This is a genomic window from Streptomyces griseoluteus (genome assembly GCF_004784465.1).
GTDB classification, from domain to species: Bacteria; Actinomycetota; Actinomycetes; order Streptomycetales; family Streptomycetaceae; genus Streptomyces; species Streptomyces griseoluteus.
The window spans coordinates 66,118-90,110 of sequence record NZ_SRRU01000015.1; the positions used below are offsets into that span (position 1 = coordinate 66,118).

A 23,993-nucleotide genomic window follows, 5' to 3' on the forward strand; every position below is an offset into this window, starting at 1 on the left:
CTGCCGCCGTCGCGCCTTCGGCCGGTCGCCGGTTGCCGGCCAGCCCGAGAACCGCCGTCGACCGCCTGCCGACGACACGTTTTCCTGCCACCATGATGTCCTCCCTGAAGGAGACCTGCGGAGCGGCCCAGCTCACCCAGGTAGTTGTCCCCGCCGGACGCCTCTCGATCCCTGCCGTCCTGCAGAATCACCCGCTCGTCGGAGCCCTGACGCAAGTGACGTCGAGGAGTGGGACGTGTGCGACCTGCCGCTGCCTTCTTGCGGCATCGCCAACCGTTGCGAGGAGTGGCGTAAGAAAACCTTCGCGGACACGCTCACGGCCAGCATCGAGCGGCTCCGCGAGCAGGCAGCGATGACACGACGCCAGGCGACGGCGCGGGAGCGAGCGACAGCTCAGCCGATCACGGACCGTGCGAAGGCGACGGTGCCGCCGAATGCGCCCGCGGCGGCCAGGACCGCGACAGCCCAGTGCTGCGGGACAGCCGGTCTGCCGGAGGCTGCGCGCGCCTTCCGGCAGATCGACGCCCTCACCACCGCCGGATGCCGAAAGGTCACGGGGCGAGGAGGACCCGCTTGCGGAGCAGCCCTCACCTCCGGCGGCCTGTGCGTCCCCTTCTCCCTCCAGGTCACCCTCGGCCAGGACCATCTGCCTTCCCGTATCGACACCGCCAGCGGCGTCACCCTCGGCCTCACCGTCAGCACAACTGCATTCCGATCCCGGCGCCCCAGATCTCGGGCATCGCGTTGAGCGTGCCGAATTGCGCGACGGCAGAGCTCTCCTCAGACGGGCGGAAACTTGCGAACCCGACGATCCCCGCCTCGGTTTCGGCTACCAGCATTCTCGACGATGGCCACCGTGTCTCAGCGATACGTGACTTGTCGAGACCCACCGGATGAGCGGGCGGGTCGTCGAGTGCCCGATCGACGAGAATGGTCCATCGTGAGCATGGACTTCACCGTGTGCAGAGCCCACCAGCACGCCGCCGGACTGCTTCGTGGACGCCCACACCATCGAGATCTTCGGCACCTGCGGTTGCTGCGCCCCACAGCCGCCGAGGAGTGGGCTCCGGGCCCGCTCAGAAGTCGTAGCAGGCGTAGTCGCCGTCGGGGCCCCGAGCGATCCGGTCCGAGCCCCAGCAGTGCAGCATCGGCCCGATGCGGTAGACGGCGGCGCCCCCGACCAGCAGCACGGCTGCGGCGAGCACGGCGGTCACGATCCGCATCACCTTCATCCGGCGTACGACCCACCACGCGCGGGCGACGGCCGCCACCCCCAGGATCAGGGCAATGGCCGAGACCGGCGCGTTGTTGTGCTGGAGTTCGGAGAAGGCATCTGGATCCACGGCCTTCTGGACGGCGGCGTAGGCGAAGAAGAGCAGCACCAGCCCGAGGAGCAGCAGCCCGACGGAGCCCGCTCCGCGCCCGACGTCCCGGCCCCGGGTCGGCGTACTGTCGGCGTCCGGCGCCGCGGCGGCGTCCGCGCGTATGAGGTGCCGACCGAAGATCGCCCGCAGCCGGTCCGCATCCTCCGGGTTGCTCAGGCCGCGCTTGGGCAGGACGCCGACGCCGACGGCGGACTTGTCGGCGCTGAGCAGCACGAACAGCTCCGGGGTCTCGGCATAGCGCGGGTAGAGGTGCCAGTCGAGGGTGGCCGAGCTGTGGGCGGTGGTGAGGCAGATCCCCGTGTCGTCGACGACGGCGCGGAAGTCGCCCTGCCGCTCGCTGAGCCGGTGGAACTGGCGGGCCTGCAGCCGCGGCCCGGCGGTCATGAAGGCGACGGAGGCCACCAGCGCCAGGTACAGATACCACGGGGTGTCACGCCGGCCGTCGCCGAGCGTCGACAGAAGGACTCCGACGGCCGTGACCACCAGCGTGTAGATCAACAGCCGACGCCGGAAACGGCCCGCTCTGGTGACCTTCGCCCGGGTGCGGATCGCTGCCGCGAGGTCGTCGACGGTGACCCGGTAGGCCAGCTCCACCGGTCTCTCCGCGACGGCGTCCGTCGCTTCCCGGCCCTCGGCCATGTCCCCTCCCCGGTTCGGTGATCAACCGGATCGTAGCGCCGGGGAAGGAGGGGACGTGCTCGGGGTCAGGAGGCGGTTCTGAGAGCGTCGCCGCCCTGGTCGTGACCTGCTGGAACCGTGCTTACCGCTACAGTAATCGCTGTTCCGTTGTTCCCCGAGGCCGAAGACATTCGGGACGCCGGCGGGCAGAAGCGCCGCTACCGAGTCGGCGACCGCCTCACGGAGGGGGCGGGTGGAGTCTTCACCCTCTGGCTTCGGCCGCAATCCAGTTCCGCCACACGTGAATCGTGTTGGGTACCTCGGGGCGATCGAGGAGCCGAAGAGCATAACTGGCATGTCACCAGGCCCATGGATTGTCAGATCGAGCGGCAGTTTCCAGCCTGCCGCGCAGATCCTCACAGCCGCTACTCCCCCTCCCCGCCGGCTCACGGCAGGCTCCCGGTTCGGGCCCGGCCCGTGCTCCGTCACCGGCTCGGCGCAGCGGCCGGAATAGGGCCCGGCTCCGTGAGGTTGACGCCGATGACAGGCGCATGCACGTGCATGGACATCGGGAGGGTCAGCCATGAAGATCGGCATCATCGGCGCGGGGAACATCGGCGGCAACCTCACCCGGCGGCTCACCGCCCTCGGGCACGACGTCGCCGTCGCCAACTCCCGCGGCCCGGAGACGCTCCGCGAACTGGCCGAGGAGACCGGCGCGACCCCGGTCCGGGCCGAGGACGCGGCCGAGGGCGCCCAGGTCGTGGTCGTCACCGTCCCGCTGAAGGCGGTCCCGCTGCTGCCCGACGGCCTGCTGGACGGCGCGGCCGAGGGCGCCGCGGTGATCGACACCGGCAACTACTACCCGCAGCGGGACGGCCGGATCGCGGCCATCGAGGACGAGGGCCTCACCGAGAGCCGCTGGACCGAGCGGCACCTCGGCCACCCGGTGATCAAGGCGTTCAACGGCACCTACGCCCAGGACATCCTGGACCGTCCACGCCCGGCGGGCGACCCGGACCGCCTCGCCCTGCCGGTCGCCGGCGACGACGAGGCGGCCAAGCGGACCGTCCGGGCCCTGATCGAGGAACTGGGCTTCGACACGGTCGACGCCGGCGGCATCACCGACTCCTGGCGCCAGCAGCCGGGCACCCCCGTCTACGGCCTGCGGGCGGGCGTGGAGGCGGTCCGCAAGGCCCTGGCCGAGGCGTCCCCGCAACGCCCGGCGGACTTCCGGGCCTGAGGGAGGGCCTCCACGCGCCTAAGAGGTCCTAACAAAGGCGTTGGATGTGTCGGTGAGTGATGAGGCAGGTGGCGAGACCGAGGAAGGCCTCGTGGATGTCGTCGCGTCGCTCCCAGCGGATCCGCAGGCGACGGAATCCGTGCAGCCAGGCGATGGTGCGCTCGACGACCCAGCGGAAAACGCCCAGGCCAGAGCCGTGTTCCACGCCTCGCTCCGCGATGACTGGGCGGATACCGCGCTGCCACAGCAGGCGCCGGTATTTGTCGTGGTCGTAGCCGCGGTCGGCAAGCAGGGCGTCAGGCCGATGTCTGGGCCGGCCGACGACGCCGGCAACCGCCGGGATCTTGTCGAGCAGGGGCAGCAGCTGAGTGACGTCGTTGCGGTTTCCACCGGTCAGCGACACCGCGAGCGGGATGCCCTGGCCGTCGGTGAGGACGTGGTGCTTGCTGCCCGGCCGTGCGCGGTCGACCGGGCTGGGACCGCTTTTGGGCCCCGTCGAGCGGCCCGGACGTGGGAGGAGTCGATCACCGCCCGCGACCAGTCCAGCTTCTTCGCCGCCCGCAGCTTCTTCAGGAGCACCAGGTGCAGTTCGTCCCACACGCCGGCCTCGTTCCACGCGGCCAGCCGCCGCCAGCAGGTCATGCCCGAGCCAAAGCCCAGCTCCTGCGGCAGGTACTCCCACTGGATGCCCGTGTGCAGGACGAACAGGATCCCGCACAGCGCCTGCCGGTCCGGGACTCGCGGTCTGCCCTCGACCAGCTTCGGACCCGGCACGGGCAACAACGGCTCGATGAGCGACCACAGTTCGTCCGAAACGATCCAGGGCCGCGACTGACGTTTCCCCACGATCGGACCAACGACCAGCCAAGCCGAACGTCACATGATCAACGGCTTCTGTTAGGACCTCTAAGCGGTTACGGCGAAGTTGACTACTGAATTCTTTGGCCGCTCAGGCGCGCGACCAGAGGGTCTGCTGCTACACCTGTCGCTGACCGACCGGCCGCCGTTCTGACGACGGCTCGCGGCTGTGCTGGCTTGTCAGGGGGTTCCTCTACGGTGCCCGGTATGACGCACTGGATACATGGCCCGCTCCCGCATCACGAGGAAGCCAACGTCGTCTTCTTCCGAGGGATCTCTCTGGACGCGCTCACGCAAGGACTCCTCGGTCAGCGGCGAATGCCACTCGCGTACGGCAAGGGCACCGATTGGGGGTTGGTGATGCACGACATGCTCAGCTGGGAGAGCGGTGACTACGACCTCGCCCATTATGGGCAGTTGTGCCCGGCCAGCGGCGAGCTCGTCGTTTTCGTGATCGAACCATGCATCGCCAAAGCCCATGGCCCCTCGTTCCAGTACTACCGCGATGGACGGCTGATCACCGCCTTCAGCTTTGAGACTCCGTACTACCGGGGAGGCGAGGAGCCCGACCTGCTGCTGCCCACCCTCAGGGCGGCGAACCTCATCGACCCGGCGGATCTTGACAGGGATGACAACGAGGAGCGGATTGTGGAGGTGATCACCGGTTTCTTTTCGTTGCCCGAACTCGAAATGCCTTGACCGACGGAACTGAGCAGCCTCGGTGATATGGGTATGAGGCAGGGCGGGAGGGGCTGCCCATGCCGAAGGCCCTGCGTGTGGAGTTGATGTCTGATCAGGAGTGCGAGGTGCGTGAGCGTCTGCGGGCACGTGGTCTCACGCCGGGCACCAGACCGCGTCTGGAGTGCACACGGCTGGTGGGACGGGGCCTGACCGTGCCCAAGGTCGCTGACCTGCTCGAATGTAACGACGTCACCGTGCGTGGTGCGGTCCACCGCTTCGCGGCACGCGGGTTGGACGCGCTGACGGATGCCCCACGCCCGGGGCGCCTCGGTCACCCGTGAGGACGGCGAGGCGCTGGCTGCCCTACTGGACGAGTCCGCCCGGCAGGGCCGTACCTGGACTGCCGCCGCGTGGTGTGACTGGCTGGCCGCGGAACGGGGCGTCCGGGTCTCGGCGGCCTGGCTGACAGAGGCGCTCCACCGGCACGGATTCCGGTGGAAACGACCCGGGGACACGCTGCGGCACAAGGCCGACCCCGTCCTCCAGCAGGCCGCGCGGGCCCAGCTGGGGGCTCGGGCCGGGCATAGGGTCGGTGCTCCACGACCTGTGCGAGTCGGTCGAGGGCATGTCCCCCCCTGCGAAGACTGGGCCGTCGGCCGTCCGTTCACGAGGGACGCATGCTGGAGTGGGCCGACCTGCACCACCCCTGTGTGACCGAGCGGGAGTTGACCGCGCGGTGACGGTCCACGACGAGCGGGACCTGATCCGGCAGATCGAGAGTCATCTGCTGCTGGCCGCCGCCCGGGAGGAGGGTCGTACCGCCGCCCTACGCCTCAACTCCCGGCTGGGCTGGCTCACCGACAGTCAACGGGATGCTGTAGAGGAGCACTTCGAGACCGAGTAGCTGGCGCTGGCCCGGCTCTCGTGGCGGCGTACGGCCGAGCGGGCGAAGGAGCTGCGGCAGGCGTACGAGTCGTGTTACCGGGTACTCCGCCGCTGACCTGCTGTGTGCTGGGGTGCGCGGTGCTCGCGGCGGCGGCCCTGGTGGTGTCCGTCGCGGCGTCAATAGCGGACTGGCCGGTTGGCCCTCGTACCGCCGGCCGGCGTTGGCCAGGCGCTGGTGAACCCCAACCGGAAGCGAGCGCCGCCGGAGAGCATCTTCCGGCAGGCGCCGTCTGCGTCGTCCAGTCGAGGCGTCGTAACCTCGTCACAGTGCGGCCCGACGACAAGCTGCACGTCGCCGTATACGTCATGGGGAAGCCTGTCGAGCGTGACTCCGGGTCCGCTCTCGGCGACGTCAGCGTTGCGCCGCCTAACCAGTGACGCAGGCCGGCAAGCCCTGACGAGCGGGGACGGGTCTCTCCGGTCACGGACGGCGCCAGGCGTCGTCGGGCAGGTGGCTGCCGGCTTGCGGGCCCATCCGCAGCATGCCCCCGTCGACCACCCACGAGGCGCCCGTGACATAGGAGGCGTCGGGCCCCGCGAGGAACGCGATGACAGCCGCGACCTCGCGGGCGTCCCCAGGCCGTCCCAGTGGTATGCCGGGGCGCCGCTCGGCGTCGACGTCGGCGTCCTCCTGGCCCGTCATCGGCGTGGCGATCTCCCCAGGGGCGACGGCATTGACGGTGATCCCATGTTCGGCCAGCTCGAGCGCCATGACTTGGGTGAGCAGCCCGAGGCCGCCTTTGGCCGCGCAATACGGTGCCGCGCCCACACGAGGCTGGTGTTCGTGGACGCTCGTGACGTTGACGATCCGGCCGCCGTCACCTTGAGCGATCATGTGGCGGGCGGCACGCTGGGAGCACAGGAAAGGCCCGACGAGGTCGACGTCCAGGACTTGGCGCACCGTGCCGAGGTCCAGTTCGAGAAACGGCGTCATGGTGCCGGTTCCCGCATTGTTGACCAGCACATCTATCCTGCCGAGCCGTTCCGCCAGCCGGTCGACGACATCGGCGCCCTCCGGCAGGCTGGTGAGGTCCAACTGTTCGACCTCGGCGCGGCGTCCGGCCTTGCGGACCTCGTCCGCCGTCCGTTGTGCGCCTTCGCGGTCGTGGTGCCAGGTCACGCCGATGTCCAGGCCGGCTTCGGCCAGCCGGACCGCGGCGGCCCTGCCGATTCCCGAGTCGGACCCGGTGACCAGGGCGACGGGTGTGGTGTGCGACTTCATGTCGGCTCCAGGTCGAATGAGTGCTTCGAGACGACCGTTCCGCGAGGGGCGCAAGGCCGCTCCCCACACCGGGTTCGGCCTCCCGTCGTGGCCATTGCTCCGAAGGGCCGGGACCGACCGGTGGACGGCGGCTCGCTCGTCACTCGTCGGTGCCGACGAGTTCCCCGGCGAGCCGTCCTCAAGCACCGGCGAGCGGCGGCGCCGGTCGAGTGTGCTGCGATGTCGCTCCGAGCCACGCGCGGATGCCGACGTCACACATCGGCTCTCGCGTCGGAGACGCCACTGCTCAGGGCGTGTCCCTGAGCGAAGAGTGGCTGGCCGAAACGGTGCGTCGTCGACTCCAGCCCTGGGCCTACCGCTTCCTCGCCGACGACGGCCACTACGGGCTGCCGGAGCGGCCTCTGGGTGCCGTCGTTACCGTCAGGCGTAGCGTCACCGCAAACTGGCGCGTCAGCCGAGATAGGGCTGCTCACGGTGCTCCAGAAAGTGACGGATCCGGAGCCGCTGCGTGTGGTGCATCGACAGTTGATCGATCTCCTCCGGCTGGACGAACCGCAGCTCCGTGGACTCGTCCGAGATCGCGATTCGGTCGCCGACCGTGCGGGCGGTGAAGCAGATGTTGAACTGTCGGCGCACCTCACCGTCCGAGTAGGCGATGACGTGGCGAGCGTCGGTGTACGTGCCCACGAGCCCGGTGATCTCTACGTCCAGACCCGTTTCCTCCTTCACCTCGCGGACGGCCGTTCCCGGGAGTGAGTCGGTCATCTCCATGCCGCCACCGGGCAACGCCCAGAGCGTTATCCCGGCGGCGATGAAGGAGCACGCGACCTTCATCGTCGGTGACCACGGAGACGCGGCGACCACGTTGCGCGATCACCTGGAGTGCTCTTTGCCCCGTGACCTGCCTGGAAGACCGTGCCTGCCGACGCATCACCCCTGCTTTCGCCTGCTCTTGACCGGCTGCGCGAGCAGTCCGACGTCGGGCCCGGGGAGGTGCCCGGCCTGCAGGAGCGGTTGGCGCGCGATCCGCGAGGAGTGCGCCGTGCCCTGGCCGTCGTACTCACGCTGACCGCGTGCGCGGTGCTGACCGGTGCGACCGCGCTGCTGGCGGTCGGCGAGTGGATCGCGGACGCGCCGCCGCACGTGCTGGAGCGACTCGGCGTGCGCCCCGATCCAGTGCTGCCCCGGAGGCCGGTGCCATCGGAGGCGCCGGTCCGCCGGCTGCTCGCCCGCATCGACGGTGATGCCCTGGATCGGGCGGTGGGCGGATGGCTCGCAGTGCGCCGGGAGGGAGATCTCTCCAGTGACCGGACGCTATCCGCCCTGCAGGTTGCGCCCTGCAGGTTGCGTCAGTAGGGACGTTGAGACCCGCTCTTCCATATGACTGAGCACCCGCCGAAACGCCCGGCAGAGGTTTCGGGCGGCAGGGGCACGCTGGGCGACCGCGTCGCCGTCGGTGCGGGCGTACGGCTCCAGCATCGTCACGTCAGCTTGTGCCCTCCACGTGGGGGCGGGCCAGGTGGCGCAGCAGGGAGGTCTTGTCCCACACATGCCAGCGCGCACCGCACACGGGGTCGGTTTCGTAGGTCACCTCCGCGGGGAAACCGTCGGCCTTGACCCGCTCGGCGGGCGGTCCGGAGAGCACCCTGGCGCATCGGGGGCAACGTTCCGGGGTGCGCATGGGGTACATGCCCATCGTTTTCCTGTTCCTGGTGCTGTTGTTTCGGCGTCCGGTCGCGGGTCCGTCAGACGGTCGGACAAGTGACAAAGCTTTGACCCCTGTTGGTGAACGCCGTCCATCCCTGGACGTCCGTCACGCCGCTGTCGCAGGACAGCAGCTGCCAGGCACCGGGGGTCCAGGCGAAGACCGCGTCCTGGCGGAGGCACCGTCCCAGTTCACGTGCCGCCGAGTCGCTCAAGCCGACGATGGCGACGCTCTGCTCCATGTGTGTGCCGTGCGCATCACCTCCCGCTGCGGGCCACCACGCGAGCCCTCGCCGGTCAAGTTCGTCGAGGAGCAGGGCCTGAGCGCGGGCGTTGTCCGCGGCGAGGGCGGGACGGCCGTGAGGGTCGCACGCCGTGACGACGTGGAGGGCGGCGGTTCCCGCAGGTCCGGGGAGGTGGGGGAAAAGGCCATCGGCCGTGCCCCGCGGACGCGGTGCGACCCGTACCGTCCGGTCCGGGAATCGGATATCGACGACCGTCCGCCGGTAGAGATCCCAGTTCGGGGGTGTGGTCGCAGCGTCAGTGACCTGCATGAGGCCCTCCTGTGGACGAAGGACCCCCTTACCCACCGGCAGGGAGATCGGTGCTCTCTCCCACAAGGCCGTGGAAGCCGGTCCTCGGCGCAATCGGCGTCGTGACCGGGCGGAACTATGCCACACCACCGGTCAAGGGGCACAGCGTTGTGGATCACATTGCGCAAAATCCGGACAGGTGTTGGCTTCGCGCCCGGTCACGAGTTTCAGCGTCAAGCCCCGGCTTGCTGGGCGACACCCCGCTCGCCGCGCATGCCCCAGGTGACGACCAGCCCAGCGCGCGGTGCGTTGGGAAACGGCAGATCACCGGGTGTCGAACTCAAGAACCTCGTCGCCCTCGAGTTCGAGCTGTAACCCGGTCGGGGGCGCCGGGACGGGAGAGCAGGAACGGAGGCCGGGGAGAGCTGCGGCAGCAGGAGTGTTACGGATGGTGCCGCTGGCCGGGGAGCTGACCGCGTCACTGATCAGCCGGGCCGCGGACCGGACCCGGCCGGAGGGCGACCATGGGCTGTTCGCGTCGAACGTCGAGGTGGGCACCCACCTCGTCCTTGATGCCGAGCTGGCCGTTTGCCGCACCGGCGAAGTCACCCTGGTCAGCCGCCTGCCCCGCTCCTGCGGGCCCGGCGAACTGGTCCTGACGGACCGCGAGTTTCTCGGCGTGCATCTCGGCAGCGATGCCGGCCCCTGTGACCGCAGCGCCCGCGGACCGCCGTAGTCCCACATCCGCCGCCACCGCTGCACCGAGCGGACGCTGGCCCTCAGGTCCGTGGCGATCACCGAGCTCGCCTCGCCCTGAGCGAACCTCTCGGCCGCCTTCAGCCATAACTCCTCGCGGAACTCCTGCCGTTCGGCGGTCAGCCCGCCCCCTTGTGGATACCGCGTGCCCCGGTGATACCGCACGGACGACCAGCCATCAGCCCCTACGACACCGTGAGTTCCACCTCAGTAGCTGGCCACGGGGCGTGTCGAGGGTCTGGCGGATGCGCGGCCTACGGCACCGCCGACAGGAATCGTCCCCGCGGGGGGTGACTTTTACGCGGGGCCGGCTGCCCCGCTGGGCGATCCTTCCCGGTCTGCGGGGGCGAGTCCCTGGGAAACCGGGAGACGGCCGTGCAAAAGGAGGCTGACGAGCTGGTCGACCACCGCCTCGTCCGGCGCAGTGCGGTTCACCGCGGCCAGGTACACGACCGTTCCGGAGTAGATGTCGACCATCAGTGACGTATCGGTGTCCGGCGGCAACCGGCCTGCGAGGCGGGCCCGCTCCAGCAGGTTCACGACCGAAGCGCGGCGGGGCTCGATGAGCTCGGCGAAGGCACCAGTGCCGGTGGGATCCTCGATCACGTCGGCGAGAAGCGCCGGAAGGATCAGGCACGTGGGCAGGGCGGAGACGAGATCGATGGTGAGACGGACGGCGGTGCGCAGGTCGGCTTCCAGATCACCGGTCTCGTCGATGGCAGGCAGGGGGACTTCCCCACGGAGTGATTCGATCACGAGTGCGGCCTTGTTCGGCCACCACCGGTAGATGGTGGCCTTGCTGACCCCGGCCCGCCGGGCGATGCCATCGAAGGCGAGGCGCTGGTACCCGACCTCGCCGAGGAGGTCTTTCGTGGCCCTGAGCACCGCTTTGTGAGACTCCTGGCTGCGCCGCCGCGAGTCATGCGTAATGCGGTCGGGCTCGGCGCACTCAGGAATCATCGTGTCCGACCGGCCGCCCTGCGACCTAGGAGCGTCCACCGCATGCCTCCCTGTGTGAGCCATTGACCCCGTTGACTTCGTCCATAAAACGAGCCAATGTTAATGAAACGGGGCGTTTCGTACCGTAAAGCCCCGTCTTGTAGTCAATAGTAAGATCCGCAAGCCTGCCTGGGAAACTGCTGTCACTCGTCCAGTGCCTCCGGCGGGTGGATCACCGCGTGCCGGACCCGCGCGCAGGATCCGGCGCGCGTGGGCGTTCCCCTTGAGCGCCCGCGATCCTTGTTTCTGTTTCGACCCCCAGAAGGGGGTACATAAGATGCGCGCAACTACGAGCAAGATGCGGCGCATAGCCGCTGTGGTGTGCACGGCTCCCCTCTTTGCCATCGCGGCCGGAGCCGGCGCAGCCAGTGCGGCCGCTTTCCCCTCGTCGTCCCATGTCGCCTCGGCTCCCTCCTACGACAGCAACAGCCGGGGAGATCGCTGCTTCTTCGGCGGCGGCTGGGGCTGGGGCTGGGGAGATCGTTGCTCCTTCAGCGACGGCTGGGGCTGGGGAGGCGGCAGCCACTTCGGCGACGGCTGGGGTTGGGGAGGCGGCGGCCACTCCGGCGACGGCTGGGGCTGGGGAGGCGGCGGCCACTCCGGCGACGGCTGGGGCTACGGTCACGGGTTCGGCGGCGATTATGGCTTCGGGGGTGACCACGGTGGCTATCACGGCGGCGGTGATCATGGTGGTGGGCATGGTTACTGACGCTCCGGCGCAGTGAGCTGGCGTCAACGTGCGGCAGTTGTGTGAGTGCTGCATCCGGATGCCCGGTCAGATCGGGCATCCGGACCGCTCTGGTGCGGCGGGCCTCCCTATCGACCGGTGGACGGGCGGTGCGCAGCGTTGAAGATCGTGTGTGTCGGTGCGGGGCCTGCGGGACTGTACTTCGCAATCTCGGCCAAGTTGCGCGACGCCGGGCACGAGATCACCGTGTACGACCGCGACCCACCCGCGGCGACCTACGGCTGGGGCGTCGTGTACTGGGACGACCTGCTGGACGTCCTCTACCGCAACGACCCCGAAAGCGCCCGGGAAGTCACAGCCAGGTCCGTGCTGTGGCAGGACCAGGAGGTGCGGGTACACGGCTCTGGCGGCGAGCAGACGGCGTACTTCGGGGGTTACGGATACAGCATCAGCCGATCCGCATTGCTCGAAGTCCTGGCCCGGCGTGCCGCGCAACTCGGCGTCGACGTCCGGTACGGCCACCGTGTCGCAGACGCCTCGACGCTTCCCGAGGCGGACCTTCTCGTGGCCGCCGACGGTGCGAACAGTCAGATCCGTGGACAGAGCGCGGGCTTCGGGACGCGCATCGAGGTCGGTCTCAATCCCTACATCTGGCTTGGCACGGACCATGCCTTCCGCAGTTTCGTGTTCAACTTCGAGCGGACGTCTGCCGGATGGATCTGGTTTCACGCCTATCCGTCGGTCGCAGGAATCAGCACCTGCATCGTCGAATGCTCACCGCAGACCTGGCACGGTCTGGGACTCGACGAGCTGGCCCACGACCAGGGAATGGGACTGCTGGAGGACATCTTCAAACCCGCACTCGCCGGCCACCGCCTGATCAGCCGATCACGGAACGCATCGCCGCCTTGGCAGCGCTTCGCACACGTGACCAACAAGACCTGGTACCACGGCTCGACGGTACTCGTGGGCGACGCTGCCCATACCACCCACTTCACGCTCGGCTCGGGCACCAGACTGGCAATCATCGATGGGATCGTCCTCGCGCACAGCCTGCAGGAATACCTCGATGTGGAGGACGCGCTGCGGGAGTACGACCGCCATCGCCGCGCGGAACTCCATCCGGTGCAGGCGGCCGCGCGTACCAGCATGGCGTGGTTCGAGCACTTGGACCAGTACGCCGACCGCGGTGCCGTGGCCTTCGCGCACGCCATGTCGGTACGCCTGGGCGGCCAGCACCCCTGGCACCAGCAGCTGCACCTTGCCACCCAGACGGCTGCCGTTCGCACGACACGGCGCGCCTTCGCCACTGGCCGACGCTGGTACCTCGCCCGTCGGCGAGGCCAAGGGAAAGACAACCAGTGGTCGTGGCAGAAGCCGTAACTCTGCAGTAGCTCCGCGGTGAACGGCGACGTCACCAGGGCGCCGCGCGCTGACGCTCCTCGAAGCGGACGACCTGCGCAAGGCTGTCCACCGCGTCTTGGACGTCTTCGCCGAGGCCGCGGAACTCGACCGTGAACGTGTCCAGCGGGAGGCTCAGTTTCATGCCGTCCAGGCTGCGTTCCGGGGGCGCCGCAACGGTTTTCGTATCGCCCGCAGTGGACCACGGCTGGACGGGCTCACCGAATTCGCCGACCATCTCGCGGAGTTGCTCACCGAAGACTCGGGGGCCTCACAGCATGCCCAGGCGACGGCCTGGCCCGGCGCGGCGGCCATGACCCACCCGCACCGCCGCCCCCCCGTCGGGCCCTACTCGGCGTTGCGGGTCGTGGCGAAGCGGCGCTGGTAGGCGGCGGGGCTGATGGACAGTTCCCGTGCGAAGACGCGGCGGAGGCTCTCGTAGCCCGGGAATCCGGCCAAGGACGCCGCCTGCGTCGCGGTGTACCCCTGGTCGAGCAGCGACTTCGCGATGTCGAACCGGATCGACTCGACGTACCGGGCCGGCGTGGTGCCCAGTTCCTCCCGGAACAGCCGCGTGAGGTGACGCGTGCTGAGGTTCAGACGCGCGGCCAGTTCGGTGAGGGAGTAGTTGTCGGCGGGCTGCGCCGAGACCAGGTCGACGACCCTGCGCAGGGCGGGCGAGCGGGGCGGCGGGCCCTGCAGGGGAGCGGAGAACTGCGACTGGCCCCCCGCCCGCTGCAGGTAGACGACCAGGGAGCGGGCCACCTCCCGGGCGAGGTCGGGACCGTGGTCCTCCTCGACGAGGGCCAGCGCGAGGTCGATGCCCGCGGTGACACCCGCCGAGGTGTAGACCGTGCCGTCGCGCACGTAGATGGCGTCGGGTTCGACGCGGGTCCTGGGGTGCAGGGCGGCGAGTCTGTCCGCGATCTTCCAGTGGGTGGTCGCCCGTTTGCCGTCCAGGAGGCCGGTCGCGCCGAGGACGAAGGCACCGGAGCACACGGAGGCGACCCGGCCGGAACGGGCTGCCAGGTCCCTGGCGGCTTCGACAAGGTCGCGCGTGACCGGGGTCCTGGGGTAGACGTCTCCGCCCGGCATCAGGAACGTGTCGGGGTCCGGCTGCGTGGTGGCGCTGCCGTCGACGGCGATCCGCATCCCGATCGAGGAGGCGATGCCGGCCCCCGTCGTGGACACAAGGGTGATCCGGTAGTCGGCACCGAGCAGGTTCGCTTCCCCGAACACCTCGGCGGGGCCGGCGACGTCCAGCAACTTGACCCCGTCGTAGACGAGGATCGCCACCCGATGCGTGCCGGAGCTCACAGACCCATCCTGAGGTGACTGGATTCGAGTGGTTCATGGCCGGACTGAGGCGGCGCCGGGGGCCGCGGGGTCGGCACCGTGGAGAACGGGCGCACGGTCCACTCGTCACACATCGCACCAGAAAGCACGGACACCATGACCGACATCATCGCAGGGGTGGAAGTACCCGGAACATCGGCCGTCGCGGAGGCCACGGACTTCCTCCGGGAGAGGACCAATCCCCTGATCTTCCACCACTCCCGGCGGGTATTCCTCTTCGCTTCGCTGCACGCCCGCGAGCTCGGTCTCCAGCCCGATCCCGAGTTGCTCTACATCTCGTCGATGTTCCACGACACGGGTCTTTCCATCCCGTTCTCGGAGACGCAGCAGCGTTTCGAGCTGGACGGCGCCGACCACGCGCGGAAGTTCCTGCTCGACCGCGGGTTCTCCGAGGGCGCGGCTGAGGTGGTCTGGACGGCGATCGCCCTGCACACGACGCCGGCGATCCCCGGCCGGATGGGTCCCGAGACCGCCGCCATGAACCAGGGCGTGCTGACCGACGCGCTCGGCCGGGGGCTGGACAAACTGGACGGCGACCGGGTCGACGAGATCGTCGCCGCTCATCCTCGCGGTGACTTCAAGAAGGAGTTCCTGCAGCAATTCGTCGACGGCCTCAAGGACCGCCCGGACACCACGTACGGAACCATCAACGCGGACGTCCTGGAGCATTTCGTTCCCGGATTCCGCCGCGCGTCCATGGTCGAGCGCGTCCTCGACGCTCCCTGGCCGCGGTGACCCGGCAACAGCCGGCACCGGGCCGATGCGTTCCCTTTCGTGACGGGGCCGGCCAGTCGGCGCTGAGCCACCTCTTCATCTCCCACCAGACAGCAGCAGACAGCAGCGAAGGAGTGCTCGTGCGAGCCATCACCGTCCGGGACCGCGACGCCGGGATCGCGGGGCTGACCCTGGAGGACCTCCCCCATCCGAACGCCGCCGAGAACGATGTCGTCGTGCGGGTGCACGCCGCGGGCTTCACCCGGGGAGAGCTCGACTGGCCCGCGACCTGGACCGACCGCGCCGGCCGTGACCGCACCCCGAGCGTGCCCGGCCACGAGGTCTCGGGGGTGGTGGCCGAACTCGGCTACGGAACGACCGGCCTCACCGTCGGCCAGCGGGTCTTCGGGCTGACCGACTGGGCCCGCGACGGATCACTCGCCGAGTACGTCGCCGTGGAGGCCCGCAACCTCGCCCCGCTCCCCGCCGACGTCACCCACACGGTGGCGGCCGCACTGCCGATCTCTGGGCTCACCGCCTGGCAGGGCCTGTTCGACCACGCGGGTCTCACCACGGGCCAGACCGTCGTCATCCACGGCGCCGCCGGCGCTGTCGGCTCGGTCGCCGTCCAGCTCGCCCGCGAAGCGGGGGTCCGGGTGGTCGGCACCGGCCGCGCCGCCCACCGGGACACCGTCCTGGATCTGGGCGCGCACGCGTTCCTCGACCTGGACCACGATCGCCTGGAGGACGCCGGGCAGGCCGACGTCGTGTTCGACGTGATCGGCGGCGAGATCCTCGACCGCTCGGCCGCACTGGTGCGTCCCGGCGGCACGCTCGTCACCATCGCTCACCCGCCCACCGTGCGCCCCGAGGAGGGGCGGGCCGTGTTCTTCGTGGTGGAGCCCGACCGCGCACGCCTCGCCGACCTCGCCCGGCGCCTCAGGGACGGGCGGCTCCAGGTAGGGGTCGGCGCGGTGCGGCCGCTCGCCGAGGCAGCCGCCTCCTTCGCCTCCAGGCAGCGCGTGCCCGGCCGCACGATCATCCGCGTCGCCGAGGACGAGGGGGCGTGAGGGGCTGGGATGAATGCCACCTGCGCGCACCCGTCATGGCCGGCTACAAGCGGGCACGGGTCAGGACCGGCGGAGGTCCGGGCTCCGGCACGACGGGTGGGGCGGTCGCCCCGGCGAGCGCGAAGGCCAGTCCGGCTCCGGGCCCCAGGACCGAGCCGAGCCCGGCGTGGAAGCCGTCGAGGCTCTCGCTGCCTGGGCGGGTGTCGTGCAGGGTGACGGCGGCCAGGGTGAGCATGCCCGCGTTGACCACGCCAGCCAGGCCGAGGGCGACCGTGAGCGAGGTGCGGTGGGTTCGCAGGGTGCGCTGCTTGACACTCCAGGAGTGCCGCGTGGCAGCTTGCCGATCGAGGACTGGAGGTAGATCACGTGGGGCATGCCGGTGGCCCCGATGATGCCCGCCGCGAGCACCAGGCTGTCCGAGCCGACGAGGCCGGGCCGCATGCCGGACAAGGCACCGTGCCAGGACCCGGCGCGGACGAACTGGTAGGCGAAGCCCAGGACGAGCACGAGCACGAGCAGCAGGAGCACGGTGACCCTCTCGAAGCGGCGGCGTCCCTCGGGGGCCAGGATCAGCAGAAGCAGCGAGGAACCGGCGACGATGAGCGCGGCGGGCAGCAGCGGCAGGCCGAACAGGAAGTACTTGGGGTGCCGCCCCGCCGACGAACTCGGCGTCCGCCGGTCCCGTCGTCCACCTGTCCCTCTTCGACGCCATGGGCCACGACGAGCCCAGCGGAGTGATCGGCCGGGGCCGATCAGGCGAGAGCATGGTTGTCGCGGCGTTTGCCGAGCCCGGCCGAAGTCCGGGTCTACTTTGAGGGCGTTTCCAGCCGGTGTTCCGGCAGGTGGCGGCGGAAGGGCAGGGGGCGGTCGTGGACCAGCGATCGTCAGAGCGGCGCGAACTTCCACGAGACCAGGGAAGTGTGGGCCTACACCGGGCGCAAGAGCCGGCCGGTGGCCGCCGGGGCACGTGCCTGCTGCGCCTGCGGCTGGCGTGGCCGAACCCTCCAGTGGGACCAGGACGAGCTCGGAGACATCGGCACCGAAGCCGACACCGACACCGAGCCGTTCTACGAGGACTGGCTCGCTCACACTGAGACCGTCGAGCATCAGACGGTTGCACTCCCCCAAGCCCTGGACGCGCTGCTGGAGCAGTTGGACACCCGGCTCACCACCCTGGCACTGGACGCCCCGGCCGCCGCGCTGAAAGCCGTGGACGCGGTCGACCGTCTCGCCAAGGATGTCGGTCGGCTCGCAGCCCGTACCGTCGAGGCCGACACCCCCGAGCAGTTGGAAGCGCTGGGAACGGCGCTCGGCATCGCCCCCACGGAAGCTGGCTCGCGCGTCACCCGCTTCCGCCTGGAACTGTGACCCGGCCGATCGCTCGGAGGAGGCGACCGATCCCCGTCGGCCCGGCCGTCTGCCCTTCGCCGCGAGTTTTTGTCCGACCGCCCGTCGTGCCCGCTCGAGCTCCACCGGCGACACCCCCACGGACGCCGAGCCGGACAACCTGATGCCCCTCACCTGCGACGAGATCGGTCGTCTGTTCATCGCCCTCGCCGTACAGCACATCCAGGACGCAGCACACCGCCTCCGCTGGCCCCAGTGGCGACGCCGTCACCAGGCCCGATCACGGCTCAGCCACTACCGCAGCCAGGCCTCGACCCCGGCATGATCACGATCGACCGCTGGAGTGCTGGTTCGCCGCGGCTTGCGTTGGCCTGCGTTATACGGGCTCGCTGGGCATTGCCTGGCGATGGGTCTGGTCCTGGAGATTGAGCAGGGAGAGGAGTGAGGCCACCGTCAGGCCCAGACCGGCTTCGGTCGGATGGCGCAGGACCTTGGCGGGGTCGATCTCATAGATGTTGCCGCGCCCCTGGCGCGTGTGTGAGAGGTAGCCGGCCTGCTCCAGGTCCGCGATGATCTTCTGCACGGCGCGCTCAGTGAGGCGGCAGCGGACGGCGATGTCGCGGACCCGTGCGCTCTGGTTGTCCGCGATGGCCGCAAGGACGCGAGCGTGGTTCGTCAGGAACGTCCACCCGCTGTGTGACTCAGGTACCCCATCCATGGCCCGATTCTAGCGAGCAACTATGCACGCTTTCAAAAACACGTACGCGCTTTCGTGCATAACTTGACGCGTATTGTTTCCGTGGGGCAACGTTGGGGCGGTCGCACCGGTGCACACTTGGAGTCAGCCATGCAGCAACCCTCGGACCACGTCCGGTCCCCTCTGGCGCCGAACCTCCCTTGCTCCGAGAGAGATGGTGCTGCGGTATCGCTTCCGCCCGGTCAGGCAACTGCGTTGTTCGCGTCGAGCGGTAACCGGAGCCGGGTGATAGTGCGAGGTGAACTCGACCTCGTCTCGGGCGAGCAGATCCGAGGCCGCCTGGTCGACGCCCTGGCCGCTTCGTCCGACCGTCTCGAGCTGGACCTGAGCGGGGTCAGCTTCTGTGACTGCGCCGGCCTCAATGTGCTTCTGGAACTCCGGCACCGGGCCGTGAGTCAGGGCAAGACCGTCACGATCCAGGCCGCCAGCCCTGTGGTCGACAGGTTGCTCGACCTCATCGGAGCGCAGGAGCTGTTCGCACCCGAACGGTCGCGGTGCGCCGAACCCGCGTCGTTCGGCGCCGCCTCCTGGTCCTCACCGAAGCCGGGAGCGTTGCCCAGCGTCAAAGTCCAGCGTGGCCGGCGCCTGTCTGCATGTGGGTGAACCCGCTTGGGTGGATGATGGCCCATGACGGCGGCCCATAGTCAGCCGACGCCCTGCTGAACTGGTTGACCCAAGAGTTGGCCCAAGGACCAGCAAACCCTGGTGGCCGACCCGCTGGAAGCGACGCTGCCACGGCTGGATCGGCCGTCGCGCGGGCGGCCTCGGCCGCCGCCTCCAGGTCGCCGTCGACCACGTTCAGCCGGGCTCCGTGCGCCTCGATCTGCTCCCGCTTCTTGGCCGCCGAGCGTCTTCTACGCCTCGCACGTGTTCAACTCGTACCTCCTGCACGGCACCAAGAACCTGTGTCCACGAGCTGTGGGAGGACCTCGGCGGGCGCCTGCCCGAGGTGCTCGTCCTCTCGGTGGGCAACGGCCCATGACCCTCCGGAAACACCCTGTCTGGGCGGCCGCCCTGGGGCATGTTTTCGTGCAGTGCTGGCCTGGCAGTACGTCCCGGCAACGGGCAGTGGGCTCTATAGAGTCTCCCAGGAGGTAGCCCCGTCTCGGTTTTCTGAGCGGGGCTGCGCCGTTTCACACGGTGTGGGTGGCACCGTCCTCTGCCCTCGCCGCAACGGGACCGCCGTCGACCCTCTGCTGAGGTTATGCCCATATCCCCCACCTACGCGGAGGGCATCGCCATTCCCCGCCCGCCCCGCGCCCGCCAGATCCTGCGCGCGGTACGGGAGTCAGGGGGCAACCTTCCAGGCCGTGACGGAGGATCAGATCTGGCATGCACAGCTGGACCTGGCGTCCCGTGGACTGTACGTGGAGACGACGGCCGTGGCCTGCTGGGCGCCGGTGCGGGAGGGGGCGCTCGGCGAGAAGTCGGCGGTGGTGCCGCTGTGCGGGGCGGGGCTGAAGTCGGGCCTGGCCCGGCCGTAGCCACCGCGCGTCCTGCGGGCTCCGCGCGCCGGCGCCCGGCCCCGCCCTGGCATCAGGCCGCCCCCGGTGCTGGCCTTCCCAACAGGCGTAGCGCAACAGGCGCTGCATCGGCCCGGGCCGAGCAAAGCCCGCCTGCTCGGCCAGCTGCGAGCAGTTCTTCCGCTCGATGCCCGACAGCAGCCTGAGTAGGTAAGCGCGGGCCGCCGCCTGAACCTGCCCGCGATCCGGGCCATGACCTGGTCGAACATCGCCTGCCACCGGGCAGGGTCTACGCTATGACCTGCGGCCACCGCACGATCTTCAGGAGTCCACACAACCCCCGATGATCACGTGGTGGCCGACCCTCTTGCGGGGCTGGGCCTCACCGTGGTCGCGAAGTCGAACTCGCGTGTCAGGCGGTGAAGCCGCCGTCGACATGGATCGAGGCTCCGGTGATGTACGAGCCGTCCGCACTTGCAAGGTGGGCGACGGTGGCCGCGATCTCGGCTGCTTCCGCATAGCGGCCCTCAGCCGTGAAGCCGGCGATCACCTCGGCATTCGGCCCGTCAGCGGGGCCAGGTGCCCGGCGGGGCTGTCGCAGTCGGCATATGGGCGGTCCCGACCAGGTGCTCATCAGTTTCTATGCCTCGGTGGAGCGGCGGTCTGGCGGTTGCACGGCGGCACGCTGGCGGTCGCGGCGCCGACGGAGATGGGCAACTGCCGCGCCCAGGATGACCAGGCCGGGTCCGGTGTGCACGGCGAAGACGCCCAGCAGGTGTGGGCCGCCCCAGTCCTGCGCATAGCTCTCAGGGTTGGAGTAGTCGATGATGAAGAACTCGGCGATTCCCCGGGCAATCAGGTAAACCGCCAGAAGTCCACCGACAAGCATCGCGGCCGCTCTGAGGACCCGCCGCCGGGACCTCGGTGAGACCACACACACCACTGAGCCGACCACAAGCGTGAGAAAGACGCAGGCGACAGCTATGAGCATGAGCTCAGCCCTTTTCAATTGGCTTACGGTGGCGGCGATAGGTGCGGACTAGCAGTCCGGCCCAGGGAGCGAGGGAGGCCGACAGCGCCAGCGCTCGGCGCGGTGTGGTCGGGGCCCACAGGATGTTGTCTGTCAGTCCAGCCTGCAGCGCGAGGTGGGTGACGCTGGTGGACGCCACGATCGCCAGCGCGACCAGCACCAGTGTGAAGCGTGCCCGCACATGCTGTGTGGCAGCGTGGGCGACCACGTCGATCAGGGTGCGGGGGGTGAGGTCGGTGTCGTCGAGGAGGGCGCGGAACTCTTCGCCGTAGCGCTCACGCCACGGCTTCGGGTGTAGTGCCACGAGCAGATCCCTCACGCCCATCCCAACCGCCGCCTTCCGGTGCTCACTACGCGCGACCAACTCTCCAGGTGCGCCGCCAGCGCCTCCCGCCCGGCCGGGGTGATCTCGTACGGGCGCCGGCGCTCTTCGCTGGGCAGTGCAACGATCAGCCCGCGGTCGACGAGCTTGCTCAACGAGCCGTATAGCGTGCCCGGACCTAGTTGGACCCCGGTCTGCTCCTTCACGTCGGCGGTGATGGCGTAGCCGTGCTTTGGCCCATCGCTGAGTGAGAGCAGCACCAGTGCGCCCGGTTCGCCGAACCGAGCCAGTCCCTCCGAACGTCTTTGGTTCGTCATGCGATGCATCGTATGACGTAATAGAGCGCTCGTGAAGGGCGCGACGGAGAATTGCCACCCAGAACTGCGTACTCACAGCCTTCGACGGTTACAACGGGTTCATCTGGGGCGAGTTCCTCGACCGCTGGCTCTGGCTGTGGCCGGTCCGCCGCTGCAACGGCGGACCGGCCACATCAAGGCCGCGGTAACGAGCAGAAGTTGACCTCGCAGTTGCCGGACCCTGCACTTCCTTGTACGAGCGATGCCCCCCACACACGAGTGCGACGCTAGGAGGGGGTACCAACCCAGTGCACGTCGGACGACGGCGTGACCGTGCTGGTGGCGTTCTCCAAGACCGACCAGGCCGCCAGGGGCGAGCAGACCTTCGTGCCGGCCGGCCCCGACGCGCCGGCCGTGTGCTCCCTGACGCGGGTGCGCGCATGGCTGGAGGAGCTGCGCCACCACGGCATCACGTCCGGCCCGTTGGGCCCGGGTGTGAGTTGCGGTTGGCGTCGGGATGAGCGGGTCGTCCGGCCGCCGGATGCGGACTTGGCGGGGGCGGGGGATGAAGCCCCGAAGAAGGTGTCCTCGTCCCAGGTGGTCGGCGTCAGGGGCCACAGGTCGGGGATGCCCAAGCGGCGCTCGATCCCTGCTGCGGGACCGGCAAGGTGTCGAAATCCGGATGATGCGAAAGGAACAGGGGCGCTAGCGTGCACCTATGGATCTTGAACCTGGAAAGACCGTGGCCGCCGTTCCCGTTCCTCTCGATGCCGAACTCCAGGTCGCTTATGACGCCTACCTGGCGGAGGAACCGGACTTGGCGCCGATGAGCCTCGAGAAGCTGTCGGTGATCCGCGCGGAGGTCGACGCCGCAGTGGCGGCGCTCGAGGACCTCAGCCATGGCGGGCGCTTCACCGTCTTCCAGCCTTCGGTGCCCGGCCTGGACGGCGCCCCCGAGATCCCGCTGCTGGTGTGCACACCCTCCGGCGCGCCCGCATCGCGGCCGGCGCTCTACTTCATACACGGCGGCGGCTTCTACGGTAGCGATCACCGCACCGGGCTCGACCAGATACTCGAGACGGCCGAGCGGTTCGGGGCCACGCTGATCTCGGTCGGCTACCGGCTCGCGCCCGAGCACCCCTACCCCGCCCAGATCAACGACGCTTACGCCGGTCTGCTGTGGGTCGCCGACCACGCGGACGAGCTCGGCATCGACTCCGAACGCATCGTCGTCACGGGCTTCAGCGCCGGCGGCGCCCTCAGCGCCGCGCTCGCTTTGACCGTGCGCGACAAGGGTGGTCCCCGCCTGCTCGGCCAGCTGCTGATTGCCCCGCTGCTCGACGACCGCAACGACAGCGCCTCGGCCCTGCAGATGGACGACGTCGAACTCTTCGACCGCAGCCGCAACAAGTTCGCCTGGAGCTCGCTGCTCGGCGACGCCCGGGGCGAGGCTGACGTGCCGCAGTACGCTGCGCCCGCTCGCGCCACCGACCTGGCCGGCCTGCCGCCCACATTCCTCGACGTCGGCTCCGCCGAGTGCCTGCGCGATGAGATCCTCGCCTACGCCGACCGGATCTGGCAGGCCGGCGGCGAAGCCGAGCTTCACGTGTGGCCCGGCGGGATCCACGGTTTCGACCGGAAAGCCCCCGAGGCGCGGATCAGCAAGGCCGCTGTCGCGGCACGCCGCAACTGGCTGGAGCACCTTCTCGCCACCAACTGACGGTCTCCTCCGGCGGTAGTCGGTCGCGGGATGGACAACGTGCCGGCCAGGCGTCCAGTAGCAACGAGGTCGAGGAACCTTGCGACGGAACTGAGGTGGTAGCTGCGTGACACGGCGCCCCCCCACGGTTCCGGACCAACCAGTGTCCAGCCGTGAGGTGGCGCGTTCGCGTAACTGACGTCGGCGCCTCATGACGCGATCCCCTGCCGCTGCGGCGGGCTGACCCGGGCGACGGCCCCCTACGGCATGTGCGGGGCTTGTCGGGCGGAGGAAGCTCCCGCAGGTGAGTGGACGAGTCGCTGCCAGGCTCGCTGGAAGTCCACCCCCGGGACTTCGACCTGGTGATGACCAGGTATGACCTGATCGTGAACGCGATCACCGAGGCCCTGCCGGACGCGCCGACCATCGACGACCTCCAGGACGGCGGGGCACAGCGTTTCGGCCATCCAGTGCCCGCCGACGTGCTCCGCACGCAGATCGACATCTTCAACATGTCGCTGAGGACGCACCGCCAGAACAAACCCCTTGCTCACAGCTCCCCCAGGGGATGGTCATGTCTGGCCCACACTGACCGGCGGGCAAGAAGGTGGGCCCCGAACTCCTGCGACTGGTTCGGGGCCCACCTGTGTATGGCGTGGGTTACGGGATGGAGTGCCACGCCTCACCGGGGGGTGAGGCCGCGCCAGTTCGGCAGGCTGTAGCGGGTAACCAGAGACCACGCGGTCCGCGCGGCGTCCTCTACCCAGCCGTGCCCCGCCGCGGGCAGGCCATCGACTCCACGCAGCCACTTCGTGATCTGCTCCTCCGAGGCATGCGTGTTGCCCTTGCCGAGGTACTTCAGGACGTACACCGCGAGGTACTCCTCGTCCCGCGTGTCGCCCTGAC

At 69.4% G+C, this 23,993-nt stretch carries 30 protein-coding genes, 7 pseudogenes and 1 riboswitch; of the genes and pseudogenes, 17 read left to right on the forward strand and 20 right to left on the reverse strand.

The window, feature by feature from the left end; translation table 11 throughout:
- The first annotated feature begins 235 nt into the window (after positions 1 to 235).
- The gene (locus tag E5082_RS33930; RefSeq protein ID WP_466523084.1) at positions 236 to 748 is read left to right on the forward strand and encodes a hypothetical protein; all 513 of its coding nucleotides are present in this window, start codon (positions 236 to 238) and stop codon (positions 746 to 748) included.
- Here the strand turns inward: E5082_RS33930 and E5082_RS33600 are convergent.
- Together E5082_RS33600 and E5082_RS30360 are read right to left on the reverse strand one after the other, a co-directional pair.
- Positions 696 to 839 carry a GNAT family N-acetyltransferase gene (locus E5082_RS33600; protein WP_341869184.1) on the reverse strand — a complete coding sequence of 48 codons (144 nt, stop codon included), beginning with the start codon at positions 837 to 839 and terminating at the stop codon, positions 696 to 698. The genes E5082_RS33930 and E5082_RS33600 overlap by 53 nt on opposite strands.
- A 237-nt stretch (positions 840 to 1,076) precedes the next feature.
- Positions 1,077 to 2,024, reverse strand: coding sequence for a YcxB family protein (locus E5082_RS30360; RefSeq protein WP_135794447.1), 948 nt, complete (start codon positions 2,022 to 2,024; stop codon positions 1,077 to 1,079).
- 562 nt (positions 2,025 to 2,586) lie between these two features.
- Between E5082_RS30360 and E5082_RS30365 the strand changes: the two genes are divergently transcribed.
- Entirely contained in the window at positions 2,587 to 3,246 is a 660-nt protein-coding gene (locus tag E5082_RS30365; RefSeq protein WP_135794448.1) for an NADPH-dependent F420 reductase, read from the forward strand.
- 28 nt (positions 3,247 to 3,274) lie between these two features.
- Here E5082_RS30365 and E5082_RS30370 read toward each other — a convergent pair.
- A protein-coding gene (locus E5082_RS30370; RefSeq protein ID WP_425276875.1) for an IS5 family transposase occupies positions 3,275 to 4,092 on the reverse strand; the annotation gives its coding sequence in 2 pieces (ribosomal slippage) (positions 3,275 to 3,747 and positions 3,747 to 4,092; 819 coding nt in all).
- A gap of 219 nt (positions 4,093 to 4,311) precedes the next feature.
- Between E5082_RS30370 and E5082_RS30375 the strand changes: the two genes are divergently transcribed.
- From E5082_RS30375 to E5082_RS33205, 4 genes are all read left to right on the forward strand, one after another.
- A complete protein-coding gene (locus E5082_RS30375; RefSeq protein ID WP_135794449.1) occupies positions 4,312 to 4,803 on the forward strand; it encodes a DUF6461 domain-containing protein in 492 nt (163 codons plus the stop codon).
- 86 nt (positions 4,804 to 4,889) lie between these two features.
- Positions 4,890 to 5,126, forward strand: coding sequence for a helix-turn-helix domain-containing protein (locus tag E5082_RS33815; RefSeq protein WP_380949470.1), 237 nt, complete (start codon positions 4,890 to 4,892; stop codon positions 5,124 to 5,126).
- Entirely contained in the window at positions 5,092 to 5,499 is a 408-nt protein-coding gene (locus tag E5082_RS33820) for a winged helix-turn-helix domain-containing protein (protein WP_135794451.1), read from the forward strand. The genes E5082_RS33815 and E5082_RS33820 overlap by 35 nt, the downstream gene beginning before the upstream one ends.
- Before the next feature lie 22 nt (positions 5,500 to 5,521).
- A complete protein-coding gene (locus E5082_RS33205) occupies positions 5,522 to 5,689 on the forward strand; it encodes a hypothetical protein (protein ID WP_244321653.1) in 168 nt (55 codons plus the stop codon).
- A 462-nt stretch (positions 5,690 to 6,151) separates the two neighbouring features.
- Here E5082_RS33205 and E5082_RS30395 read toward each other — a convergent pair whose 3' ends face one another.
- Both E5082_RS30395 and E5082_RS30400 read right to left on the reverse strand, forming a co-directional pair.
- Positions 6,152 to 6,952 (reverse strand): SDR family oxidoreductase, encoded by an 801-nt coding sequence (locus tag E5082_RS30395; RefSeq protein ID WP_135794452.1) that lies wholly within the window; start codon positions 6,950 to 6,952, stop codon positions 6,152 to 6,154.
- 450 nt (positions 6,953 to 7,402) lie between these two features.
- Positions 7,403 to 7,802: pseudogene (locus E5082_RS30400) on the reverse strand (NUDIX domain-containing protein); the annotation flags it as partial.
- Between the two features lie 65 nt (positions 7,803 to 7,867).
- Between E5082_RS30400 and E5082_RS30405 the strand changes: the two are divergent.
- Complete coding sequence (locus tag E5082_RS30405; RefSeq protein ID WP_244321654.1) at positions 7,868 to 8,308, forward strand: transposase family protein; 441 nt, start codon at positions 7,868 to 7,870, stop codon at positions 8,306 to 8,308.
- A 130-nt stretch (positions 8,309 to 8,438) separates the two neighbouring features.
- Here E5082_RS30405 and E5082_RS30410 read toward each other — a convergent pair whose 3' ends face one another.
- Both E5082_RS30410 and E5082_RS30415 read right to left on the reverse strand, forming a co-directional pair.
- The gene (locus E5082_RS30410) at positions 8,439 to 8,648 is read right to left on the reverse strand and encodes a hypothetical protein (RefSeq protein WP_135794453.1); all 210 of its coding nucleotides are present in this window, start codon (positions 8,646 to 8,648) and stop codon (positions 8,439 to 8,441) included.
- Between the two features lie 49 nt (positions 8,649 to 8,697).
- The gene (locus E5082_RS30415; protein WP_135794454.1) at positions 8,698 to 9,210 is read right to left on the reverse strand and encodes a DUF3293 domain-containing protein; all 513 of its coding nucleotides are present in this window, start codon (positions 9,208 to 9,210) and stop codon (positions 8,698 to 8,700) included.
- A 195-nt stretch (positions 9,211 to 9,405) separates the two neighbouring features.
- Positions 9,406 to 9,514: riboswitch (SAM riboswitch) on the forward strand.
- Between the two features lie 123 nt (positions 9,515 to 9,637).
- Between E5082_RS30415 and E5082_RS32540 the strand changes: the two genes are divergently transcribed.
- Positions 9,638 to 9,925: a hypothetical protein gene (locus tag E5082_RS32540; protein WP_167514179.1), complete on the forward strand. Its 288-nt coding sequence runs from the start codon at positions 9,638 to 9,640 to the stop codon at positions 9,923 to 9,925.
- Here E5082_RS32540 and E5082_RS33825 read toward each other — a convergent pair.
- Positions 9,814 to 10,110, reverse strand: a pseudogene (locus E5082_RS33825) (helix-turn-helix domain-containing protein); the annotation flags it as partial. The gene E5082_RS32540 and the pseudogene E5082_RS33825 overlap by 112 nt on opposite strands.
- A gap of 132 nt (positions 10,111 to 10,242) precedes the next feature.
- Entirely contained in the window at positions 10,243 to 10,944 is a 702-nt protein-coding gene (locus E5082_RS30425) for a TetR/AcrR family transcriptional regulator (RefSeq protein WP_167514182.1), read from the reverse strand.
- A gap of 277 nt (positions 10,945 to 11,221) precedes the next feature.
- Here E5082_RS30425 and E5082_RS30430 point away from each other — a divergent pair, with 277 nt between their 5' ends.
- The gene (locus E5082_RS30430; RefSeq protein WP_135794456.1) at positions 11,222 to 11,653 is read left to right on the forward strand and encodes a hypothetical protein; all 432 of its coding nucleotides are present in this window, start codon (positions 11,222 to 11,224) and stop codon (positions 11,651 to 11,653) included.
- Between the two features lie 147 nt (positions 11,654 to 11,800).
- The gene (locus E5082_RS30435; RefSeq protein WP_244321659.1) at positions 11,801 to 13,015 is read left to right on the forward strand and encodes an FAD-dependent monooxygenase; all 1,215 of its coding nucleotides are present in this window, start codon (positions 11,801 to 11,803) and stop codon (positions 13,013 to 13,015) included.
- Positions 13,016 to 13,046: 31 nt separating this feature from the next.
- Here E5082_RS30435 and E5082_RS33830 read toward each other — a convergent pair whose 3' ends face one another.
- Both E5082_RS33830 and E5082_RS30445 read right to left on the reverse strand, forming a co-directional pair.
- On the reverse strand, positions 13,047 to 13,271 hold the full coding sequence (locus E5082_RS33830) for a hypothetical protein (RefSeq protein WP_167514183.1): 225 nt from the start codon (positions 13,269 to 13,271) through the stop codon (positions 13,047 to 13,049).
- Positions 13,272 to 13,381: 110 nt separating this feature from the next.
- Positions 13,382 to 14,350 (reverse strand): GlxA family transcriptional regulator, encoded by a 969-nt coding sequence (locus tag E5082_RS30445; protein ID WP_135794458.1) that lies wholly within the window; start codon positions 14,348 to 14,350, stop codon positions 13,382 to 13,384.
- 135 nt (positions 14,351 to 14,485) lie between these two features.
- On the opposite strand from E5082_RS30445, the gene E5082_RS30450 reads away from it, so the two are divergent.
- Together E5082_RS30450 and E5082_RS30455 are read left to right on the forward strand one after the other, a co-directional pair.
- Positions 14,486 to 15,124, forward strand: coding sequence for an HD domain-containing protein (locus tag E5082_RS30450; RefSeq protein WP_167514184.1), 639 nt, complete (start codon positions 14,486 to 14,488; stop codon positions 15,122 to 15,124).
- A gap of 119 nt (positions 15,125 to 15,243) precedes the next feature.
- Positions 15,244 to 16,173: an NADP-dependent oxidoreductase gene (locus E5082_RS30455; RefSeq protein ID WP_135794459.1), complete on the forward strand. Its 930-nt coding sequence runs from the start codon at positions 15,244 to 15,246 to the stop codon at positions 16,171 to 16,173.
- A 43-nt stretch (positions 16,174 to 16,216) separates the two neighbouring features.
- Here the strand turns inward: E5082_RS30455 and E5082_RS33605 are convergent, their stop codons facing one another.
- Together E5082_RS33605 and E5082_RS33220 are read right to left on the reverse strand one after the other, a co-directional pair.
- Positions 16,217 to 16,636, reverse strand: coding sequence for a divalent metal cation transporter (locus tag E5082_RS33605; protein ID WP_341869185.1), 420 nt, complete (start codon positions 16,634 to 16,636; stop codon positions 16,217 to 16,219).
- A pseudogene (locus E5082_RS33220) lies at positions 16,576 to 17,079 on the reverse strand (hypothetical protein); the annotation flags it as partial. The pseudogene E5082_RS33220 and the gene E5082_RS33605, both read right to left, overlap by 61 nt.
- Positions 17,080 to 17,091: 12 nt before the next feature.
- Here E5082_RS33220 and E5082_RS30465 point away from each other — a divergent pair.
- Both E5082_RS30465 and E5082_RS33225 read left to right on the forward strand, forming a co-directional pair.
- The gene (locus tag E5082_RS30465) at positions 17,092 to 17,541 is read left to right on the forward strand and encodes a hypothetical protein (protein WP_135794460.1); all 450 of its coding nucleotides are present in this window, start codon (positions 17,092 to 17,094) and stop codon (positions 17,539 to 17,541) included.
- Between the two features lie 130 nt (positions 17,542 to 17,671).
- Positions 17,672 to 17,845 (forward strand): annotated as a pseudogene (locus E5082_RS33225) (IS701 family transposase); the annotation flags it as partial.
- 51 nt (positions 17,846 to 17,896) lie between these two features.
- Here E5082_RS33225 and E5082_RS30470 read toward each other — a convergent pair.
- On the reverse strand, positions 17,897 to 18,238 hold the full coding sequence (locus E5082_RS30470; protein ID WP_135794461.1) for a helix-turn-helix transcriptional regulator: 342 nt from the start codon (positions 18,236 to 18,238) through the stop codon (positions 17,897 to 17,899).
- Positions 18,239 to 18,472: 234 nt separating this feature from the next.
- Between E5082_RS30470 and E5082_RS30475 the strand changes: the two genes are divergently transcribed.
- Together E5082_RS30475 and E5082_RS33235 are read left to right on the forward strand one after the other, a co-directional pair.
- Complete coding sequence (locus tag E5082_RS30475; RefSeq protein ID WP_244321656.1) at positions 18,473 to 18,880, forward strand: STAS domain-containing protein; 408 nt, start codon at positions 18,473 to 18,475, stop codon at positions 18,878 to 18,880.
- Between the two features lie 198 nt (positions 18,881 to 19,078).
- Positions 19,079 to 19,761: pseudogene (locus tag E5082_RS33235) on the forward strand (PALP domain-containing protein); the annotation flags it as partial.
- 75 nt (positions 19,762 to 19,836) lie between these two features.
- On the opposite strand, the pseudogene E5082_RS33835 reads toward E5082_RS33235, so the two are convergent.
- The 5 genes and pseudogenes from E5082_RS33835 to E5082_RS30510 all read right to left on the reverse strand — a co-directional run.
- A pseudogene (locus E5082_RS33835) lies at positions 19,837 to 19,994 on the reverse strand (IS701 family transposase); the annotation flags it as partial.
- Between the two features lie 158 nt (positions 19,995 to 20,152).
- A pseudogene (locus E5082_RS30495) lies at positions 20,153 to 20,314 on the reverse strand (SDR family oxidoreductase); the annotation flags it as partial.
- A gap of 66 nt (positions 20,315 to 20,380) precedes the next feature.
- Complete coding sequence (locus tag E5082_RS30500; RefSeq protein ID WP_208766263.1) at positions 20,381 to 20,731, reverse strand: hypothetical protein; 351 nt, start codon at positions 20,729 to 20,731, stop codon at positions 20,381 to 20,383.
- Between the two features lie 4 nt (positions 20,732 to 20,735).
- Positions 20,736 to 21,074, reverse strand: a complete 339-nt coding sequence (locus tag E5082_RS30505; RefSeq protein WP_208766264.1) for a hypothetical protein — start codon at positions 21,072 to 21,074, stop codon at positions 20,736 to 20,738.
- 11 nt (positions 21,075 to 21,085) lie between these two features.
- Positions 21,086 to 21,409 carry a PadR family transcriptional regulator gene (locus E5082_RS30510; protein ID WP_135794464.1) on the reverse strand — a complete coding sequence of 108 codons (324 nt, stop codon included), beginning with the start codon at positions 21,407 to 21,409 and terminating at the stop codon, positions 21,086 to 21,088.
- A gap of 697 nt (positions 21,410 to 22,106) precedes the next feature.
- On the opposite strand from E5082_RS30510, the gene E5082_RS30520 reads away from it, so the two are divergent.
- Positions 22,107 to 23,108: an alpha/beta hydrolase gene (locus E5082_RS30520; RefSeq protein ID WP_135794466.1), complete on the forward strand. Its 1,002-nt coding sequence runs from the start codon at positions 22,107 to 22,109 to the stop codon at positions 23,106 to 23,108.
- Between the two features lie 661 nt (positions 23,109 to 23,769).
- On the opposite strand, the gene E5082_RS30525 is transcribed toward E5082_RS30520, so the two are convergent.
- Positions 23,770 to 23,958, reverse strand: coding sequence for a hypothetical protein (locus E5082_RS30525; RefSeq protein WP_135794467.1), 189 nt, complete (start codon positions 23,956 to 23,958; stop codon positions 23,770 to 23,772).
- Positions 23,959 to 23,993 lie beyond the last annotated feature (35 nt).